The organism is Aquamicrobium lusatiense, from assembly GCF_014201615.1.
Taxonomy (GTDB): domain Bacteria; phylum Pseudomonadota; class Alphaproteobacteria; order Rhizobiales; family Rhizobiaceae; genus Mesorhizobium; species Mesorhizobium lusatiense.
Genome location: NZ_JACHEU010000001.1, coordinates 2,161,417 through 2,179,835 on the forward strand (window position 1 = coordinate 2,161,417; position 18,419 = coordinate 2,179,835).

At 64.1% G+C, this 18,419-nt stretch carries 16 protein-coding genes and 1 tRNA gene; 5 read left to right on the forward strand and 12 right to left on the reverse strand.

Translation table 11 applies throughout. The features are described from left to right. Positions 1 to 3: 3 nt before the first annotated feature. The 8 genes from HNR59_RS10325 to HNR59_RS10360 form a co-directional block, all read right to left on the reverse strand. The gene (locus HNR59_RS10325) at positions 4 to 1,692 is read right to left on the reverse strand and encodes a DEAD/DEAH box helicase (protein WP_183829517.1); all 1,689 of its coding nucleotides are present in this window, start codon (positions 1,690 to 1,692) and stop codon (positions 4 to 6) included. 13 nt (positions 1,693 to 1,705) lie between these two features. Beyond that, the gene (locus tag HNR59_RS10330) at positions 1,706 to 2,329 is read right to left on the reverse strand and encodes a hypothetical protein (protein WP_183829520.1); all 624 of its coding nucleotides are present in this window, start codon (positions 2,327 to 2,329) and stop codon (positions 1,706 to 1,708) included. Positions 2,330 to 2,430: 101 nt separating this feature from the next. Next, the gene (locus tag HNR59_RS10335; protein ID WP_183829523.1) at positions 2,431 to 3,306 is read right to left on the reverse strand and encodes an ATP-binding protein; all 876 of its coding nucleotides are present in this window, start codon (positions 3,304 to 3,306) and stop codon (positions 2,431 to 2,433) included. Continuing rightward, a complete protein-coding gene (locus HNR59_RS10340) occupies positions 3,306 to 3,641 on the reverse strand; it encodes a hypothetical protein (protein ID WP_183829524.1) in 336 nt (111 codons plus the stop codon). The genes HNR59_RS10335 and HNR59_RS10340 overlap by 1 nt, the downstream gene beginning before the upstream one ends. Beyond that, on the reverse strand, positions 3,641 to 3,835 hold the full coding sequence (locus HNR59_RS10345) for a hypothetical protein (RefSeq protein WP_018303655.1): 195 nt from the start codon (positions 3,833 to 3,835) through the stop codon (positions 3,641 to 3,643). The genes HNR59_RS10340 and HNR59_RS10345 overlap by 1 nt, the downstream gene beginning before the upstream one ends. 84 nt (positions 3,836 to 3,919) lie before the next feature. Further along, positions 3,920 to 4,642, reverse strand: a complete 723-nt coding sequence (locus HNR59_RS10350) for an RNA polymerase sigma factor (RefSeq protein ID WP_183829527.1) — start codon at positions 4,640 to 4,642, stop codon at positions 3,920 to 3,922. Positions 4,643 to 4,741: 99 nt separating this feature from the next. Then, a complete protein-coding gene (locus HNR59_RS10355) occupies positions 4,742 to 4,987 on the reverse strand; it encodes a hypothetical protein (RefSeq protein WP_183829529.1) in 246 nt (81 codons plus the stop codon). A 93-nt stretch (positions 4,988 to 5,080) separates the two neighbouring features. After that, positions 5,081 to 7,288 carry a hypothetical protein gene (locus tag HNR59_RS10360; protein ID WP_183829532.1) on the reverse strand — a complete coding sequence of 736 codons (2,208 nt, stop codon included), beginning with the start codon at positions 7,286 to 7,288 and terminating at the stop codon, positions 5,081 to 5,083. A gap of 595 nt (positions 7,289 to 7,883) precedes the next feature. Between HNR59_RS10360 and HNR59_RS10365 the strand changes: the two genes are divergently transcribed. The 3 genes from HNR59_RS10365 to HNR59_RS10375 are packed head-to-tail and all read left to right on the forward strand — an operon-like array spanning position 7,884 to position 10,044. Then, complete coding sequence (locus HNR59_RS10365; protein ID WP_183829535.1) at positions 7,884 to 8,339, forward strand: DUF2924 domain-containing protein; 456 nt, start codon at positions 7,884 to 7,886, stop codon at positions 8,337 to 8,339. Beyond that, positions 8,339 to 9,664: a recombinase family protein gene (locus HNR59_RS10370; protein ID WP_183829538.1), complete on the forward strand. Its 1,326-nt coding sequence runs from the start codon at positions 8,339 to 8,341 to the stop codon at positions 9,662 to 9,664. The genes HNR59_RS10365 and HNR59_RS10370 overlap by 1 nt, the downstream gene beginning before the upstream one ends. Beyond that, the gene (locus HNR59_RS10375) at positions 9,661 to 10,044 is read left to right on the forward strand and encodes a hypothetical protein (protein WP_183829542.1); all 384 of its coding nucleotides are present in this window, start codon (positions 9,661 to 9,663) and stop codon (positions 10,042 to 10,044) included. Before HNR59_RS10370 ends, HNR59_RS10375 begins: the two co-directional genes overlap by 4 nt. 3 nt (positions 10,045 to 10,047) lie before the next feature. Here the strand turns inward: HNR59_RS10375 and HNR59_RS10380 are convergent, their stop codons facing one another. From HNR59_RS10380 to HNR59_RS10395, 4 genes are all read right to left on the reverse strand, one after another. Then, positions 10,048 to 10,884 carry a protein NO VEIN domain-containing protein gene (locus tag HNR59_RS10380; protein ID WP_183829545.1) on the reverse strand — a complete coding sequence of 279 codons (837 nt, stop codon included), beginning with the start codon at positions 10,882 to 10,884 and terminating at the stop codon, positions 10,048 to 10,050. Positions 10,885 to 11,280: 396 nt separating this feature from the next. Beyond that, positions 11,281 to 11,370 (reverse strand) — tRNA-Ser (locus tag HNR59_RS10385). A gap of 312 nt (positions 11,371 to 11,682) precedes the next feature. Next, positions 11,683 to 13,092: a type I glutamate--ammonia ligase gene (gene glnA, locus HNR59_RS10390; RefSeq protein WP_183829548.1), complete on the reverse strand. Its 1,410-nt coding sequence runs from the start codon at positions 13,090 to 13,092 to the stop codon at positions 11,683 to 11,685. A gap of 45 nt (positions 13,093 to 13,137) precedes the next feature. Further along, on the reverse strand, positions 13,138 to 13,476 hold the full coding sequence (locus HNR59_RS10395; RefSeq protein WP_035025932.1) for a P-II family nitrogen regulator: 339 nt from the start codon (positions 13,474 to 13,476) through the stop codon (positions 13,138 to 13,140). 308 nt (positions 13,477 to 13,784) lie between these two features. On the opposite strand from HNR59_RS10395, the gene HNR59_RS10400 reads away from it, so the two are divergent. Together HNR59_RS10400 and HNR59_RS10405 are read left to right on the forward strand one after the other, a co-directional pair. Beyond that, positions 13,785 to 15,293: an NAD(P)H-hydrate dehydratase gene (locus HNR59_RS10400; protein WP_183829551.1), complete on the forward strand. Its 1,509-nt coding sequence runs from the start codon at positions 13,785 to 13,787 to the stop codon at positions 15,291 to 15,293. A 72-nt stretch (positions 15,294 to 15,365) separates the two neighbouring features. After that, a complete protein-coding gene (locus HNR59_RS10405; protein ID WP_183829554.1) occupies positions 15,366 to 18,149 on the forward strand; it encodes a valine--tRNA ligase in 2,784 nt (927 codons plus the stop codon). Positions 18,150 to 18,419: the final 270 nt, after the last annotated feature.

Below are 18,419 nucleotides of genomic sequence, written 5' to 3' on the forward strand. Positions count from 1 at the left end.
GGGTCATGCCGCCCTCCGTTCGGGAGAGGCCGCCGTGCCGATCAGCTGGCGGATGGCGCGCTTGTTGAAGCCGAAGGTCATCAGCGCCGAGGCGCGGTAGCGCGTCAGGCCGAAGTCATTGCGGCATTCGGGCGGCAGGTACTGCAACTGCTTTTCCGTGGGCGGCTGGCGCAGCCAGGAGCGCGTCTTGAAGGCGCTCTCGTCGGTCTCGTGGGTGTTCAGCCAGTCGTCTGCCTGCGCGAGGCAGACGGTCCGTTCGCCCACGCCCAGCAGATGCGGGCGTTCGCCCTTCGCGCCGCCGATGGCGTACCAGACCCCGTCCAGCCAGAAGATGCCGCCCCAGGCCGCAAAGCCCGTGGCCATCAGCGCGTCGTCCGTGCCGTAGAGGTCGACCCAGGCGAAGCTGGACCGCTTCAGCAGGTCGATCTCGGTCATCATGAAGCCCGAGAGCGGCATGGCGCCGCCACCTTCACCGGCCTCTTCGTCCTCCCGCGGGAACGCCTCGCCGCAGAGCGGGCATTCGGTGGCGGCCAGCGGGATCTCCGCCTCGCAGGCCGGACAGGTCTTGGTGGGCGCCTCGCCGGTCTCGGTCTTGCCGTCGAGATCGACATCCTGTTCCAGCGTGCCGTGGATCAGGCTCGAGGTGCCGAAATCCAGCACGACGCAGTCGGTCTTCACGATGCCGGGGTGTTCCTCGGGGTCGACGGTGCGCAGCCCGCGCCCGACCATCTGGATCATGGTGGACTTGTAGGAGCTGGGGCGCAGCAGCACGACGCAGGAGGTGGGCGGGTGGTCCCAGCCCTCGGTCAGCACCGCCACGTTGACGACGACGCGGATGTCCCCCGCCGCGTAGTCGGCGAGGATCGCCTTGCGGGTCTCGGCCGCCAGGTCGCCGTGGATCAGCGCGGCGGAAACGCCCGCGGCCCGGAACGCCTCGGTGACGTGTTCGGCATGCGCGACGGTGGAGCAGAACACCACGGTCTGCCGATCGCCCGCCTTTTCCTTCCAGTGGCGGATCACCTCGTCGGTGACGGGGGCGCGATCCATGATGCCCGCCACCTCCGCCATGTCGAAATCCGACATGGTCTTGCGGACCGAGCGCAACTCGTCCTGCACGCCCACGTCGATGACGAAGGTGCGCGGCGGCACGAGGTGGCCCGAGGCGATCAGCTCGCCCAGCCGAACCTGGTCGGCGACATTGTCGAAGACGTCGCGCAGGCCCTTCCTGTCGCCCCGGTTCGGCGTTGCCGTGACCCCGAAGATGCGGGCGTCGGGATTGGCCTCCCGCACGCGGTCGATGATGCGGCGGTAGCTGTCGGCGACGGCATGGTGCGCCTCGTCGACGACCAGCAGGTCGAGGCGCGGCATGTCGGCCAGGTTCGAGGCCCGCGCCAGCGTCGGCACCATGGCGAAGGCGACCTGACCGCCCCACGACTTCTCCGTGGCGTCGATGACCGAGGTGGCGACGCCCGGCACCACGCGCTGGAACTTGGCGCGGTTCTGCGCCGTCAACTCGTCGCGATGAGCCAGCACGCAGGCCTTGGCGCCGTCGCCGATCATCTCGCCGGTGACCGCCGAAAGCATGATGGTCTTGCCCGCGCCCGTGGGCGCCACGCCCAGCGTGTTGCCGCGGGAAGCGAGCGCAGCCACGCTGCGCTCGACGAAGGTCTTCTGGCGGGGGCGCAGGCGCATGGCCGGTCTCCCCTTACTGCGCCCAGCTCGGCCGACCGGCGGCGCCGGGGGCGGACGCGGGCTGGCTGGGCTGGGTGGCGGTGGCAGGCTGCTGCGCGGCGTGGCCCTGCGCCGGGGCGGCGGTGAACTGCGGCGCGACCGTGCCCATCAGCGCGGCGTAGTCGCGATGGTCGGGCGTGACGGCGGCGCGGATTTCGTTCTTGTCCTCGCCGTTGGTGTCGGTGCCGATGTCGATGCGGGCGACGAACTCGACCCCGTCGAGATCGCCGAAGCCGTTGATGCGGCGGCGGGCCTGCGCCTCGGGGGAGTTGTCCTTGTCGGACACGCCGCGCGCCGAGTTCAGGATGCCGCGGATCAGGCCGCGCCCCATGTTCGCCCAGTCCGGGCCCTTCGGGCTGTAGAGGCCGATCAGCGACCAGACCTTGCGCCGGGCATAGGGGCCCTCGACGACAGTGTATTCGGCGTCAAGATAGACGGCGCCGGTGGCGGCGCGGCGCGCCCAGCCGCCGGTCCAGCCCTGCGAGGGGTCATCGAAGCCGCCGGGGCGGAGCGTCAGGCGCACCTTGGCGAGCGTGCCCTTGGGGATGACGTTGGTGTTGGATTGCGCGGAGTTGAAGTCGTTCCAGGGTCCGGACATTGCGCGGCTCCTTTCAGTTGGAGGATGGGACGCGCAGCGGCGTCAGAGGGGAAAAGCCACCCCGGCGACCGGATCGGGACACCGGGCGTGGCGAGAGGCGCTCAGCCATTGACGGGCTCCTGCGCGGGGGCGGGATCGGCGGGCGTCACTGGCGGCCAGGTCAGGCGTTCGGAGGCAGGCGCCGCGGGGCGCTGGATCTTCTCCATCATCCGGCCGAGATGCGGGGCCTCGACCCTGTCGAGGCGGCCCGAGCGGTCCTTGGCCGGATAGCCCCAGGGGTTCAGCGTCTGGCAGACGAAGGCGCGCTGCGGCTGGCCGCCCGGGTCAGGGATGTCGGCCATGGTGATGACCTGATCCACGATGCCCGGCAGCTCGAGCCCGGTCTTCGATCCGTCGATCTGCGGCTGGAAGACCTTGCGATTGAAGTCGTCGAGCCGCTCGTCGAGGATGCCCACGAACCAGACATGCTTGCCGCGCGTGTGCTGCAGATGGGTCAGCCAGCCGATCATCTCGCGGCCATGCAGCCCGTAGGCGCCACGGATGTCGGGCTTGCCGGTCTTCTCGGAGAACGCCTCGGGCTGACCGCGGCACCACTGGAAGCAGAGCCGCCCGGCCACGGTGATCGAGTCGATGAAGACGGTCTCGTACTTTCCGATCACCGCCGGATCGCCGTAGCGCCCGCAGACTTCGTCGAAATGCGCTTGGCTGTAGGGCTGGTCCTCGCGCAGCGCCGGGTTCGGCCCGCCGATGAACACCGCAAAATCCCGGCATTCTTTCCAGGTGCGGGGCCGGAGCGTGTCGATCTCCAGCCCCTCGACCGCCAGATCCCCGGCCTCGAGGTCGAGGAAGAGCGTGGTCGAGGCGTTCAGTGTCCAGAGCAGCGAGGTCTTGCCGATGCCGGACCGGCCGAAGATGACGCCCTTGATGCCCTTGCGCTGCGCGAGCCGTTCGTCGGCGCCGATGATGGGAAGGGCCATCACTGGCCCTCCTTCTTCATCACCGCCGTGGCGGCGCGATCGGCGCCGATGCACCCCGCCTCGCGGGCGAGCTTGTAGAGCCGCTTCAGCGCATCGGCGCGGCGGTAGGCAGCCGTGCTCTCGCGCTCAGCCTCCACGATCGCGAAGGCGATCTCGTCGACGGTGGCCTCGACGACCGGCAGCGGCTCGTGCGGCTCGTCACCGGCGCGCTGCGGCAGGGAAATAGTTTCGGGGAGGTCTTCAAGGGCGTAGCTCGCCTTGCGAAGACGGGTGATGTCGTCCGGCTGGTCCGGCATAGCTGTTCTCCGTGGGATGATGTGATCGAGGAGGTGCATCACGCGGCCTCGCGGACGTCGGGCGCGGGCTCGGCGACGTAGATCGCCAGCAGCGGCGTCCCGTCGGCATGGGCGCCGGCGTCCTCGATCTGGTAGTTGCGGTTGGGCTCGCAGACCTCGGTCAGCTCCCAGCGGCGATAGAGCCCCGGAAGACGCCTGAAATCCTCGAGCGACAGATCGGCAGTGCGGTTCATGCGTGTCTGCTTTCGGTTGGAGGGAAGGCGCTCGGGGCGCTCGAATGGAAAAAGCCATCGGCGGGGCCGGATCGGGACATCGGCTCAGGGGATTTCCTCGAGGGCGTCGTGCAGCCGGCGCATGGCGCGCTGGTACCGCTTGCGGGCGGCGGCCTCGGTCAGGCCCAGTTCGGCTCCCGCCTCGGCCTGAGAGAAGCCCTCGATCGCCACGCGGATCACCAGGAGGGCGTCATCGCCGAGCAGATTCCGCACGGCGCTGTTCAGTCGTGCGTACCCGGCCGCGCCGATCCCGCTGTCACCGTTGTCCGCCACCTCGTCGGGATCGGCGCCGCTGGCGAGATGTTCGCGTGTCTGGTCGCGCTGGCGGGCGCGGATCATGTCGCGCTCGACATTCCGCAGCACCGTGGCCGCGATCCAGTTGACACGCCCGAGGTCGAGCCTGCGGACCGCCTCGGTCGTGCGCGCCAGAACGTCGGATGCAACCTCGTCGGCAGTGCCGATCCTGCGCCAGATCGACCGGCGGCGGATGGCGTCGAGGCCGGGCCAGAGTGCCAGCAACAGCAGCGTCAGGGCGCAGTCGGACGCGGGCCCGTCGCCCTGCGCCGCTCTGACGAGCGCGGCGAAGATCAGGTTTTTCCGGGCGGGATCGCCGGTCGTGCGGTGCAACCCGTCCAGCAGGGCCGCAGGATCGCGGAAGGGTGTGAGGGCAGCCTGCGCACGCCGGACGGCGTCGAAACTGCGCTGGAAGTGAAGGTTGGAGGACGAATGCATAAGGTGATCACGGATCTGGTGCCACGCGAAGGACATCGGACGCCTGCCTTGCGGCCAGGCGTCCGGCGCCTTCTCGTGGCCAGGTCAGGACGTCGCGCGTCTCTGCGATTTCAGGGGGTTGGGTGAATGCGCGCGTCAGCGCGCGGGTGCGGTCGCGCTGTTCAGCGTGCCGCAGCCCCGGCAGGTCGCCTGAACCGGGAAGCCCACGAGATACTCGTGCCCCCGCGCGAAGCGCAGGTGCATGCGGCCGTCCCGGCAGACGCCGAGCAGCTTGTCACAGCGCGTGCAGCGCCATTCCGAGTTGGAGGTGGTGGGCTTGGTCGTCGCGGCGCCGGACCAGTTCGTCGGGGCTGCCTGGCGCGAGGGGAAGGGAGTCGGCATGGAAGTGCTCCTCTGATCGATGGAGCACTCCCATTGGCCTGAGGAATCGGAGCCCGTCAGACCCCCCAATCGGAGCCGGATCGGAGCCAGCTGTCAGATTGCGATCTCCCACGGCCCCTTGGCGCCAAGACTTCTCAGAAAGTTGGCCTTCAGCTTGTCCCACAGCGGCTGCTTGAAGATGTTCGACAGGGACTGGTCTTCAGCGATTCCCTTGACAAGATCCTTGGTCGACATCGGCGTCGGGCCGTTGTTGTGGGCATCGACCAGCCGCTGGATGATCTGGATGCGGTTTTCGCCCTTGATGTCGATGGTGCCTTTCCCTGGCACGAAGAGGGTCGCGATATCATCGCCACTACGGGTGAGTCCGACCGTCATGCCTCCACGGGCCAATATCCGATGTCGCCGGAACACGGACCGGAGCTTGTCTGCGACCAACGCGATTTCGGCTTGCTTGGTGTCGATCTGATCAACAAGCGGCGTCAGAACATTGGCCGCCAGGCACGGTCCAGGAGCGGTGCCGGCCTGCAGAACCAGTCCAATACCGAGGTTGTGGCGCGCCCGAAGTTCCGTATCGACGGCAGACCGGACCCTCTCCCGGTCGAGACCACGCGCAAGGTAGATCGGAACATCGCCGCCATCGATACTGAGCGTTCCAAGGTAGAGGAGATGATCGGTCAGCTTCTCGATGGCGGGCGCATCGAGCGCCTTTTCGAGACTTTCCTTCAGGTGTTGCGCGACCCAGCCGTCACGCACCCGATAGATCCTGTAGCGATCCGGGTTGCCCGCAGACGTCGCCTGTCCCTCAGTGACCTTGAGGTCGGCCACCTTACGGTCTTCTTCCTCTGCATCTCCCTTCTCGATACGAACGACTACTTCGGCTGCCACCGGGCCGACCTCGTCTTCATCGTCGATCAGGTCGTCGCCTTCCCAGCCGGCCGGCACGAGGAAGCCCAGATCGTTCAGGAGGCCAGGATCGACACCGCGAGATTGGAGCCATGCGCCGGTGACCCTGTCAGCTCCGATATCCCATATGGCCAGCAAGGCGGGCATGACAGCCATGCTCTCCTCATCGCCCGGTGCACGGCCATCACGGAGGATGTTCCAGTGTCTGAGCAAGCGATGCCCCAGAACGCGCTCGAAAGGGTCGTCGATGCTGAGAAGGCTGCTCGTGTTGCGGTCGGTGAGCGTGAAGTTGAGGGTTTGCGCCTCATCTCGTCCCGCGCGGAAATACCGGACCGCAATCTCAACGAAGCGGATTGCGAGCGCCCGCTCGAAGATCCTCGGAAGGCCCGGATGACTGTCGATGATCTCTGAGATGTCCTGGTCGATCGTGGTGGAAAGCGAGAGGCGGTTGGCGAGATTGCCGATGCTGATGTCAGCGCGGATCACCTGCGCGCGGTCGATCACCACGTCGTCAAGTTCCGGCGGTTCAAGATCGAGCCCCTGCAGGAACTGCGAAATGTCGTAGGCCTGAAAGTCGACGGGCTGGTTGGAGTAAGTCTGCTCGAGGGCAGTCTCGATGAAGCGTTCGGCAACTGTGTGCCTGAGCTTTCGGTTGCCTGCGCGGACATGGACCCGCCCAGTCGATGGCGTGTAGACGATCATCGCCTCTCCAGGCGGGCGGAAATAGATGCTCGACCGATTGCCATCGTCATCGATCTCCCGAACGCTCGTGGGGGGATCGGGATGGAACAGCAGGTACATCTCCGCCGCCGGTTCATCGCCGTCCTCGGGGATGTCGAACTTGTCGATGCTGTAGCCGTCGCCGCGATCGAGACGCTTGTTGAGGTCGACCAGAAGCTCGTCGAGCAATGCACTGCCGGCGTCGGGGCCCCCATCGACCGAAGGCTCGGCCATGAAGGTCTGGTAGTGCTTGTCGTAGCGCCGGTAGAGACGCAGGTGCAGGCTGTTCTCCGCCGCTTCAAACAAGCCGTGTTCGTTGGCGTAAGCCCACAGGCTTCGCGCGAGCTTGTCCCGCCGGTTCAGAAGTTCCTTGGCGCGCTCGGGTTCGAGCGTGGTCTTGGCGAGACCTTCGAGGACATACTCGCCACGGTCGCTTGCGATTGTGACGATCCGGGCAGCTTCAGCTTCGAGAGGCCCCAGCCGGTCCTTCTTTTCCTGGGACAGCATATTTCTGGCAACCGACGGACCGTCCGGATTCTCGGGGTCGAACCTGTAGGGCCCAAGCCAGCTCAGCCTCTCGAAAGCCTTGCTCTTGAGGAATCCGGACAGCAGTTCCGGCTCTGCATCGTCGAATAGCCGAGAAAGATTGGGGCAAGTTCTGGCCGGGGCGCGTACCATATAAATCTCCGAAAATACTGAGCTGAACTATAGATCGCGACCGTAGTGCCTAGCTCGGGGCTCGACACCGCGACGTCGCCTCAGGGGGCCGATTTGACTAACACCACCCTCCCGGGCCGAGAGAATCGTTAGGGCAAGATTCACGCGCGCGTCCTCGATCAGCGCCGAAATACGGGGACCGATCGGGCTTGCTTTGCACGGCATGAACTCACCTCATCGAACAACTGCTCTCGCTTGATTCAACTCCCGATGATCATGGACAAATCCGTGATCGGCAAGCCCTGACGTTCCCTTCCTGTTCGCATTCACTCATCTCGTTCAGCTGAGATGTCCCGTCGGGGGAGGCTGGGTGGCTTTTGATCGGTAACGACACCACCGAACACGGCTGCCGAGACATGAAACGCCCGAACCCGCTCCCTCCCGACCAGATGACCGCCTCCGAGCGCCGCGCCGAACTCTGCGGCCTGCTGGCGCTCGGGCTGGTTCGGCTGCTCGGACAGGATGGACGCGAAGTATCTGACAATACTGGAGAACGTTGCCTACACTATCCCGACGACCAATGCCGTCATGCAACTCCAACTCACCGGAGAAACGCATGACGAAGCCCGATCCCATCCCCGCGCGCCTGGCCGCGCTGAAGTCCATGTCCGTCACCCAGTTGAAGGCGGAGTGGCAGACGATCTTTACCACGGCGGCGCCAAACAATAGTCGGGCGTTCCTCGAGAGCCGGTTGGCCTACCGCATCCAGGAACTGACTTATGGCGGTCCTGATCGCGAAACCCGGCGCATGCTGGACCTGCTAGCCGACGAGGTCGGCGGCACTCTGACACGCAAGAGCCAGATCGCCGATCCTCGCAATCCCGTGGTCGGCACGAGGCTGATCCGAGAATGGAACGGGGTAGAGCACACGATCACGGTCTTGCGGGACGGATTCGAGTGGCAAGGGCGACCGTACAAATCCTTGTCCGCGATTGCGCGGGCGATCACCGGGACGCGCTGGAATGGCTACCGCTTCTTCGGGTTGCGCGAACGAAAGCGGGGGAATGATTGATGGATCAGCGTCCAAATCCCGTCCGCCGCCAGCGCTGCGCTATCTACACGCGCAAGTCGTCCGAGGAAGGGCTGGAGCAGGAGTTCAACAGCCTGCACGCCCAACGAGAGGCCTGCGAGGCCTACATCGCCAGCCAACGCTCCGAGGGCTGGGTGCTGGTCCGCGATCAGTATGACGACGGCGGCATCTCGGGCGGGACGCTGGAACGGCCCGGCCTCAAGCAGCTTCTGGCCGACATTGAGGACGGCCTGATCGATGTGGTGGTCGTCTACAAGATCGACCGCCTGTCGAGGTCGCTGATGGACTTCTCGAAGCTGGTCGAGGTCTTCGACCGCAACGGCGTGACTTTCGTGTCGGTCACGCAGTCCTTCAACACCACCACGTCCATGGGGCGCCTGACGCTGAATATCCTGCTCAGCTTCGCGCAGTTCGAGCGCGAGGTCACGGCCGAGCGCATCCGGGACAAGGTCCGCGCCTCCCGCATGAAGGGCATGTGGATGGGCGGCTATGTCCCGCTCGGGTACGATGTGAAGGACCGCAAGCTCGTGGTGAATGAAGACGAGGCTGCCACCGTGCGGGGCATCTTCGAGAGGTTCGTCGAGGTCGGATCAGCGACCGTGCTGGCCCGCGAACTGCGCCGCAAAGGGCTCCGCAACAAGCAGGGCACCTTGGTCGACAAGGGATATCTCTACAGAGTGCTGGTGAACCGCGTCTATCGCGGCGAGGCGGTCCACAAGGGCAAGGCCTATCCCGGCGAGCATCAGGCCATCATCGACGAGCAGCTGTGGGATCAGGTCCATGCCATCTTGCGGCAGAATCCGCGAAAGCGCGCCAACAACACCCGCGCGCAGGCGCCAGCGCTGCTCAAGGGGCTGATCTTCACGGCCACGGGCGCCGCCATGACCCCGAGCAGCACGAAGAAGGGCGCGCGGCGATACCGGTACTACGTCTCGATGGACGTCATCAAAAACCGCGAACCCAGCGATGAAGGCATCCCGCGCCGTCTTCCTGCCGACCTCGTGGAAGCGGCCGTGGTGACCGAGTTGCGGCGGGTGATGCGCGCGCCCTCGATCACGGCGCAGGTCATCGCCCACTTGGCGCGCGAGGGTCACGTCTTCGCCGAGGCCGACGTGATCTCCGCGCTGCAAACGTTCGATGACGTCTGGGGCCAGCTGTTCCCTGCAGAGCAGACCCGGATCGTGCAGTTGCTGGTGCGCCGGGTCACCGTGACGTCCGAGGGACTGGTGATCGATGTCCGGACCGACGGCGTCTCCGGCGTCATGCGCGACATGATGGCGCCACGAAAGAAGGTGGCGGCGGAATGATGAAACCCGACGACTCCATCCAGATCTTCGTGCCGCTCAAGGTTCGCAAGCAGAACGGGCGGCCAAAGATCATGCCGCCCGCCACCTATCTGCCCAGCGAAGACCGGACGCAGGATCCGCATATCCTGCGCGCCATCGGCCGGGCGTGGGGCTGGCGGCGGCGCATGGAGGCTGGTGAATTCAACACGGTCACCGATCTGGCGAAAGCCGTAGGGCTTGCCGAACGCCATGTCAGCCGACAGCTGCGGCTCGCCTATCTCGCGCCAGGTGTCCTCAAGCGACTGGTCTACAAGCGCGAGGTGCCTGCCGTGACCCTGTTGAAACTGACCGATGTCGCGGCCCTGCCATGGCACGAACAGCCGGGGCAGGTGTTCGACTGAGCCTCAGTGAAAGCTCGCCTGAAACGTCGTCGCGGTCAGCGAGACATGCGCGTCCAGCGGCGGGTGCAGTTCGAATGCCTTCGGCTCGCGTGAGAAATTCCACAGCCGGAACAGGCGCCATTCCGACCGGCGCTCCTCGGCCACGGCCAACTCGTTGCGGGTGATGTGGAAGGGCGTGCGCTCCCATCCGTTCGTCGTCTTGACCTCGATCAGCCGCGGGAACCCGTCCGGAGCGAAACTCGCAATGTCGTAGCCCGCGCCGTCGCCATCCTCCTCCGACACCCAGCGCACCTTGCGCGCCAGATCGTCACGTCCTGCCGTCCGCAATGCCGCGCGCTCATGCGCCAACACACGCTCCTCGCCCGCGCGCCCGAGGGCCCGGTTGCGCTCGTCCCGGCCCGCCACGTCGAACTTGCGGGCGATGTGCAGCATCTGGTCCAGGTCCTGCGGCGGCGGCTGGTTCGACAGCGTCGGCGGCGGTCCGATCCAGATCTGCGCTGCCTCGCGCAGGCCAGCGGCGGTTCGCAGCCTCGGTTGGCGCCCGAGCCAGGCCGGGTTCAGCGCCAGCCACCGCGCCACGGCGTCCACCAAGGTCATCTGGAAGTTGAACGCGGGCTTGTAACCGGGGATCCAGTCCTCGCCGAGGCCCTTCAGCACCGCACTGATGTTCTGGTGCTTGAACTCGACAGACCCCTCGGACCGGTCGTTCAGCAGCGGCAGCAACGCGCGACGGTGTTCGGCCTTGCTGTAGCGGCGCGCGGAGATGTCGTCGGCCAGCATCGCGAAGTAATCCGCGACGATCAGGTCATTCTCTTCATCCGTCCAGGGCCCGTTCGACATTGCGCCAGGCTATGGGCGCGAAGTCTGTTTGTCATCAGAGACTTCCGGCAGGGATCTTGCTGCTGTCGCCGGCCCATGCACCAGCGCACCGGCCCGGTGATCGGCCGCCACGGAGCCGTCCTTCTGACCGCCCTGCGCCTTCGTGTCGGTCTCCGTCACCGGATTATCTCGCGAACGGGGCGACCCCATGAACATGGCAACCCATTGGAAATGCGAGGATGTTTACGCCGTCCTGTGGCCGTCGAGGGGCGCTCGAAGAGAGACGCAGGCCATTCGGAGACCCATTCTACGTCAAGCGCCCGGTCTCCGAAGGGCGGATGGCCCTGCCAACGCGCTTTGAAACAAAAAGAAAAAAGGCCCCAATCGGGGCCCTTGGACGGATTCGGTGTCTGAATGTGGCGGAGAGAGAGGGATTCGAACCCTCGATAGAGTTGCCCCTATACACGCGTTCCAGGCGTGCGCCTTCAACCACTCGGCCACCTCTCCGTCTTGTGTGCTGGCAGCGGCCGGTTGCGCCGTGCTGGTCGGAAATGCACACTTCCGCGGACATCGGCCCGAAAGCCGCTGAAGCAGCCATGACCTTCGGGCTGCCTGTCCAGCGCGCAGCCGCAAAGCAGCAGGCGCGGGGCTGATCTAGTCGATCCGGCGGCAATTGCCAAGACATAACCGACAAACAATCTGCATATGTCACGACAATCGTATAAACCGGGTTCCGCAGTCAGGGAGACGGCTCCGGGCAGCCAAGAAAAAGGCCCCGCAACAGCGTGCGGGGCCTCTTTTGATGGTGCAGGTGCCGGATCAGACCGAGTAGTACATGTCGAACTCGATCGGGTGCGGCGTCATTTCGAAGCGCATCACTTCGGCCATCTTCAGTTCGATGAACGAATCGATCTGATCGTCGTCGAACACGCCGCCGGCCTTCAGGAAGGCGCGGTCCTTGTCGAGGTTCTGAAGCGCCTCGCGCAGCGAGCCCGAAACGGTCGGGATTTTCTTCAGTTCCTTCGGCGGCAGGTCGTACAGATCCTTGTCCATCGGCTGGCCGGGATGGATCTTGTTCTTGATGCCGTCGAGACCGGCCATCAGCAGCGCGGCGAAGGCGAGGTAGGGGTTCGCGCCCGGATCGGGGAAGCGGACCTCAAGACGCTTCGACTTCGGCGAGGAGCCGAAGGGAATGCGGCAGGAGGCCGAGCGGTTGCGGGCGGAGTAGGCCAGCAGCACCGGGGCCTCATAGCCCGGAACCAGCCGCTTGTAGGAGTTGGTCAGCGGGTTGGTGAAGGCATTGATGGCCTTGGCGTGCTTGATGACACCACCGATGAAGTACAGGCAGTTTTCCGAAAGGCCCGCATATTCGTTGCCGGCGAAGGTCGGCTTGCCGTCCTTCCAGATCGACATATGGACATGCATGCCCGAGCCGTTATCGCCGAATACCGGCTTCGGCATGAAGGTCGCCGTCTTGCCGTAGGCGTTGGCTACCTGATGAACGACATACTTATAGAGCAGCATCTTGTCGGCATTACGTACGAGCGTATCGAACTTCACGCCAAGCTCATGCTGGGCGGCTGCTACCTCATGATGATGCTTTTCCACGCGCACGCCCATTTCGGTCAGCACGGAGAGCATTTCCGAGCGCATGTCCTGACACGAATCGATCGGCGGAACGGGGAAGTAGCCGCCCTTGACGCGGGGGCGGTGGCCCAGATTGCCGGTTTCGTAGTCGGTATCGTCGTTCGACGGCAGCTCGGACGAATCCAGTTTGAAGCCGGTGTTGTAGGGATCGGACTTGTACTTCACGTCGTCGAAGATGAAGAACTCCGCTTCGGGGCCGACGAAGATGGTGTCGCCGATGCCTTCCGCCTTCATATAGGCCTCGGCCTTCTTGGCAATGCCGCGCGGGTCACGATTGTAGGATTCGCCGGAAACCGGATCGAGAATGTCGCACAGGATGACAATGGTCGACTGCGCGAAGAACGGGTCCATATGCACCGTCTCGGGATCGGGCATCAGCACCATGTCGGACTCGTTGATCGCCTTCCAGCCGGCGATGGACGAGCCGTCGAACATGACGCCGTCGGCAAACATGTCTTCCTCGACTTCGGCCACGTCCATGGTGACGTGATGCAGCTTGCCCTTGGGGTCCGTAAAGCGCAGATCGACAAACTTGACGTCGTTGTCCTTGATCTGCCTCATAATGTCGGCGGCTGTAGTCATTTCAGGCTTCCTTGGCTTGAGAATATTGGAAATGGAAAAAGAGGGTCAGATGGCGTCGGTGCCGGTCTCGCCGGTGCGGATGCGCACGACTTCCTCGATGTTGGAGACAAAAATCTTGCCGTCGCCGATGCGTCCGGTCTGGGCGGCCTTGCGGATGGCTTCCACGGCGGTGTCGACTGCGTCGTCGCCCAGCACCAGCTCGATCTTAACCTTCGGCAGAAAATCGACGACATATTCGGCGCCACGATAGAGCTCGGTATGGCCTTTCTGGCGGCCGAAGCCCTTGGCCTCGATAACGGTAATGCCTTGCAGACCCGCTTCCTGCAGGGCCTCCTTCACTTCATCGAGCTTGAACGGCTTTATGATCGCTTCGATCTTCTTCATGAGCTGAATCTCCAATGGCATAGGGGTAAAAAACCCACTCGCGCAAATCTCAAGCATGAACCGTGCCAATTCGGTCGATGAACCCTCACAAAGGCAATTTTCGCTGCCTGCATGCTCAGGACTGGCATAGCTGGCAGCATGGGAAGCCACGCGCGCCGCAATGTCCATATGGATGCTGCACAAAAAATAGGCATGGTGGACATTTCGTGAGCGGAGAGACGGTGGCAAAGCCATCGTCGCAAGCGCGCCCGGATGCTAATATGGAAGCAGGGCGCTGTGCCTGAAGCGGTAACTGCGGGAATCTACCCATGAAAACCGAACTTCTTTCGCCGACGGAAATGGCAGAGGCCGATCGCAGGGCGATCGTGGGCGGACCGTTCGACGGCATGGGACTGATGCGCAATGCGGGCACAGCGGTAGCGCGGGAAGTGATGCGACATTACCCGGCTGCCGAACAGGTGCATGTGCTGTGCGGTCCCGGTAACAATGGTGGCGATGGATATGTTGTGGCAGGGCTGCTTGCCGAAAGCGGCATGGCTGTTTCGCTGTGGGCTTCGGAAGAGCCGCGGCCGGGAAGCGATGCCGCCGTCGCGGCTGCAGAGTGCCCGCTTCAGCCTGCACCGCTTGCCGCACTCGATGCCGATGCGGGGGCGGTCATTGTCGATGCGCTATATGGGGCCGGCCTGTCCAGGCCAGTGGAGGGCGATAGCGCCCGCGCGATCGAACTGGTCACGGCGAGGGGCTTGCCGGTGGTCGCCATCGATTTGCCGTCCGGTGTTTCGGGCGCGAGCGGAAAAATCACCGGCCCGGCGTTCCGTGCGGCGCTGACGGTTACATTCGCCCGCAGGAAACCCGGTCATCTGCTGCTGCCGGGCAGGGACCATTGCGGGGAGGTCGTTCTGGCCGACATCGGCATCCCGGACGCCGTGATCGCGGAACTCAACGTGCGCACCTTTGCCAATGCTCCAAAACTGTGGCTGCCGCATTTTCCGGTGCCGGGCGTAGATACCCATAAATACCGGCGTGGCCATGTCGGCATCTTTTCAGGCGGACCGGCTTCAACGGGCGCCGCGCGTCTTTCCGCGCTTGGCGCAGCGCGCAGCGGGGCAGGGGCGGTCACCGTTCTGTCGCCGGCAAATGCGCTGGCGGTGAACGCCATGCATCTCACCTCCATCATGCTGCGAAAGGCCGATGAAGTCTCAGAGCTGGGCGCATATCTCGCAGATCGTCGGCCATCAGCCTTAGTGCTCGGCCCCGGCTTCGGCGTGGGTGACAAGGCGCGGGAGTTCACGCTGGCGGTGCTGGCCTCTCGCTCGGGAGCCGGGGGAATGGTGCTCGATGCGGACGGCATCACCTCGTTTCGGGATGAGCCGGCAGCTCTGTTTGAGGCGGCGGACGCGGAAGGCGCACCGGCGCTGGTCCTGACGCCGCATGATGGTGAGTTTGCGCGGCTGTTCCCCGATCTGGCGTCAGAGGAAGACCTGTCCAAGCTGGAACGCTCGCGTGAGGCTGCGGCACGGGCGCATGGCGTCGTCATTGCCAAGGGGGCGGATACGGTCATTGCTGCACCCGACGGTCGCGCCGCCATCAACTCCAACGGCGCGCCATGGCTGGCGACCGCGGGTTCTGGCGATGTTCTGGCGGGACTGGTGGCCGGGCTTCTGGCCCAGGGCATGCCGGCCTTCGAGGCCGCCTGCGCGGCCGTATGGATGCATGCGGAGGTCGGCAGCCGCTTCGGTCCGGGCCTGATTGCCGAAGACCTGCCGCAGGCGATTCCGCCCGTATTGGCGGAACTTGTCGCTGCGGCGCGCCGTTGACGCGCGGTTGACTTGTAGCTGCCCATCCGATTTACCGTGAAAACCAGTTCCCGACAGTCCGGACCCCATTTGATGCTTGAAAAAACCTACGACGCGAAGACCGTCGAACCCAGAATTGCCGCCACGTGGGACGAGGCAGAAGCCTTTCGCGCCGGCGCTGGTGCCGAGGAAGGCGCTGAAGCGTTCGCCATCGTCATTCCGCCCCCCAATGTCACCGGCTCGCTGCATATGGGCCATGCGCTCAACAACACGCTGCAGGACATCATGGTGCGCTTCGAGCGTATGCGTGGCAAGAATGTTCTGTGGCAGCCGGGCATGGACCATGCGGGCATCGCCACGCAGATGGTGGTCGAGCGCCGTCTGGCGGAAAAGAACATTCATCGCCGCGATCTGACCCGCGAAGAATTCATCGACAAGGTGTGGGAGTGGAAAGCCGAGTCTGGCGGCTCGATCTTCAACCAGCTCAAGCGGCTGGGCGCATCCTGCGACTGGTCGCGCGAGCGCTTCACCATGGATGAAGGCCTGTCGAAGGCCGTGCTCGAAGTATTCGTCACCCTCTACAAGGAAGGGCTGATCTACAAGGACAAGCGCCTTGTGAACTGGGACCCCAAGCTGCTCACCGCGATCTCCGATCTGGAGGTCGAGCAGAAGGAGATGGACGGAAATCTCTGGCATTTCCGTTATCCCGTCGAGGGCGAGAGCTACGACCCTGAAAACCCGGCCACCTATGTGACCGTCGCCACCACGCGTCCTGAGACGATGCTGGGCGATACGGGCGTTGCCGTTCACCCCGATGACGAGCGCTACAAAAATCTGGTTGGGCGCAATGTCGTATTGCCGATCGTCGGCCGGCTGATCCCGGTGGTTGCCGATGAATATTCCGACCCGGAAAAGGGAACCGGCGCGGTCAAGATCACGCCGGCGCACGACTTCAACGACTTCGAGGTCGGCAAGCGCAACAATCTGCGCGCCATCAGCATCCTGACAACCGAGGCGAAGATCGATATCCGCGACAACGAGGATTTTCTCGAAGGTGTCGAGGTCACGCCTCTGCGCGAGGGCGTGTGGGAGCAACTCCATGGCCTCGACCGTTTCGAGGCGCGCAAGCTCATCGTTCAGATCATGGAAGAGGGCGGTTTCCTCGCAAAGATCGAGCCGCACCGCCACATGGTTCCCCACGGAGATCGCGGCGGCGTGCCGATCGAGCCGCTGCTGACCGACCAGTGGTATGTGAATGCCGCCGAACTGGCGAAACCGGCCATCGCATCGGTTCGTGAAGGCCGCACCAACTTCGTGCCGAAGAACTGGGAGAAGACATATTTCGACTGGATGGAAAACATCCAGCCATGGACGATCTCCCGTCAGCTCTGGTGGGGACACCAGATTCCGGCCTGGTACGGACCGGACGGCCATATCTTCGTGGAAAAGAGCGAGGAAGAGGCGCTGAATGCTGCCATCCAGCATTATCTCGCCCATGAAGGCCCGTGGAAGGCATGGGTCGAGGAGCGGCTGGAGAATTTCGAGCCGGGCGCGATCCTCACCCGCGACGAGGATGTGCTGGACACATGGTTCTCCTCGGCGCTGTGGCCGTTCTCGACGCTTGGCTGGCCGGACCGGACGCCCGAACTGAAGACCTATTACCAGACCGACGTGCTGGTGACCGGCTTCGACATCATCTTCTTCTGGGTCGCCCGCATGATGATGATGGGCCTGCACTTCATGGACGAGGAGCCGTTCCACACGGTCTACGTCCATGCACTGGTTCGTGACAAGAACGGCGCCAAGATGTCGAAGTCCAAGGGCAACGTCATTGACCCGCTGGAACTGATCGACGAATACGGCGCCGATGCGCTGCGCTTCACACTGACCATCATGGCCGCGCAGGGGCGCGACGTGAAGCTCGATCCCGCCCGCATTGCCGGCTATCGCAATTTTGGCACCAAGCTGTGGAACGCCACGCGCTTCGCACAGATGAATGGCGTGGCGCGCAATGACGATTTCTGGCTTGGCGATGCGAAGCTGGCGGTCAATCGCTGGATCCTCACGGAACTGACCCGCACTGCGCGCGCTGTTACCGAAGCCATTACCAGCTATCGTTTCAACGAGGCCGCGGGCGCTGCCTATCGCTTCGTCTGGAATCTGGTCTGCGACTGGTATGTCGAATTGCTGAAGCCTGTGTTCATGGGTGACGATGAAGCTGCCAAGGTCGAAAGCCGCGCCTGCTTCGCTTTCGTTCTGGATGAGATCTACAAGCTTCTGCATCCGATGATGCCGTTCATGACCGAAGAGCTGTGGGCGCAGACGGCGGGCGAGGGGCGTGAGCGTTCGACGCTGCTGTGCCACGCGGCATGGCCGGCTCCCGAGTTCGAGGACGCGGAGGCAGCGGGCGACGTCAACTGGCTTGTCGATCTGGTTTCCGGCATCCGCTCGGTTCGCTCGGAAATGAATGTGCCGGCAGCCGCAATCGCGCCGCTGGTGGTGGTGGAAGCCAATGAGACCACCCGCGAACGCCTTGTCCGCCATGAGACGGCCATTCGCCGGCTGGCGCGCGTTGGCAATATAACGCTGGCCGATACCGCTCCGAAAGGGTCGGCGCAGCTGGTTCTGGGCGAGGCAACGATCTGTCTGCCGCTTGGCGATCTGGTTGACCTCCAGGCCGAGGAAGCGCGCCTCAAGAAGGAAGTGGCCAAGGTCACCGAGGAGATCGCCCGCATCGCCAAGAAACTTTCAAACGAGAAGTTCGTCGCCAACGCCCGCGAGGATGTGGTGGCGGCTGAGCGGGAGAAGCTGGCGGAGTTCGAGGAAACGCAGGCACGGCTTGCCACGGCTCTCGAACGGGTGCGCTCAGCCGGTTAAACACTCAGGGCCAGCTTGCTGTTGCTGAAAGACCCGAAAACCCTGCCCGGTTTTCGGGTCTTTTTGTTGCGCGATTCGCGTACTCTCAAAACTTCCGGTTGCGCTTTGAGGCCTCATTTCGAGGCCCTCCCGTAACGTAAGAATTGACGTATACGGAAGATTAGGCCCCATTGTTGCCATAATGTAACAATGTCCCCTTTTTCTCTCGAAAACGGCCTGTTTTTGAGTATCCCGTATAACATGCCGGGCAATTTCAAGGCTTGCGCTGCT

What these genes read in the sequence shown, in the direction of transcription:
- HNR59_RS10325 (WP_183829517.1), bottom strand. Translation starts at nt 1,692, where the DNA reads ATGCGCCTGCGCCCCCGCCAGAAGACCTTCGTCGAGCGCAGCGTGGCT.
- HNR59_RS10330 (WP_183829520.1), bottom strand. Translation starts at nt 2,329, where the DNA reads ATGTCCGGACCCTGGAACGACTTCAACTCCGCGCAATCCAACACCAAC.
- HNR59_RS10335 (WP_183829523.1), bottom strand. Translation starts at nt 3,306, where the DNA reads ATGGCCCTTCCCATCATCGGCGCCGACGAACGGCTCGCGCAGCGCAAG.
- HNR59_RS10340 (WP_183829524.1), bottom strand. Translation starts at nt 3,641, where the DNA reads ATGCACCTCCTCGATCACATCATCCCACGGAGAACAGCTATGCCGGAC.
- HNR59_RS10345 (WP_018303655.1), bottom strand. Translation starts at nt 3,835, where the DNA reads ATGAACCGCACTGCCGATCTGTCGCTCGAGGATTTCAGGCGTCTTCCG.
- HNR59_RS10350 (WP_183829527.1), bottom strand. Translation starts at nt 4,642, where the DNA reads ATGTCCTTCGCGTGGCACCAGATCCGTGATCACCTTATGCATTCGTCC.
- HNR59_RS10355 (WP_183829529.1), bottom strand. Translation starts at nt 4,987, where the DNA reads ATGCCGACTCCCTTCCCCTCGCGCCAGGCAGCCCCGACGAACTGGTCC.
- HNR59_RS10360 (WP_183829532.1), bottom strand. Translation starts at nt 7,288, where the DNA reads ATGGTACGCGCCCCGGCCAGAACTTGCCCCAATCTTTCTCGGCTATTC.
- HNR59_RS10365 (WP_183829535.1), top strand. Translation starts at nt 7,884, where the DNA reads ATGACGAAGCCCGATCCCATCCCCGCGCGCCTGGCCGCGCTGAAGTCC.
- HNR59_RS10370 (WP_183829538.1), top strand. Translation starts at nt 8,339, where the DNA reads ATGGATCAGCGTCCAAATCCCGTCCGCCGCCAGCGCTGCGCTATCTAC.
- HNR59_RS10375 (WP_183829542.1), top strand. Translation starts at nt 9,661, where the DNA reads ATGATGAAACCCGACGACTCCATCCAGATCTTCGTGCCGCTCAAGGTT.
- HNR59_RS10380 (WP_183829545.1), bottom strand. Translation starts at nt 10,884, where the DNA reads ATGTCGAACGGGCCCTGGACGGATGAAGAGAATGACCTGATCGTCGCG.
- glnA (WP_183829548.1), bottom strand. Translation starts at nt 13,092, where the DNA reads ATGACTACAGCCGCCGACATTATGAGGCAGATCAAGGACAACGACGTC.
- HNR59_RS10395 (WP_035025932.1), bottom strand. Translation starts at nt 13,476, where the DNA reads ATGAAGAAGATCGAAGCGATCATAAAGCCGTTCAAGCTCGATGAAGTG.
- HNR59_RS10400 (WP_183829551.1), top strand. Translation starts at nt 13,785, where the DNA reads ATGAAAACCGAACTTCTTTCGCCGACGGAAATGGCAGAGGCCGATCGC.
- HNR59_RS10405 (WP_183829554.1), top strand. Translation starts at nt 15,366, where the DNA reads ATGCTTGAAAAAACCTACGACGCGAAGACCGTCGAACCCAGAATTGCC.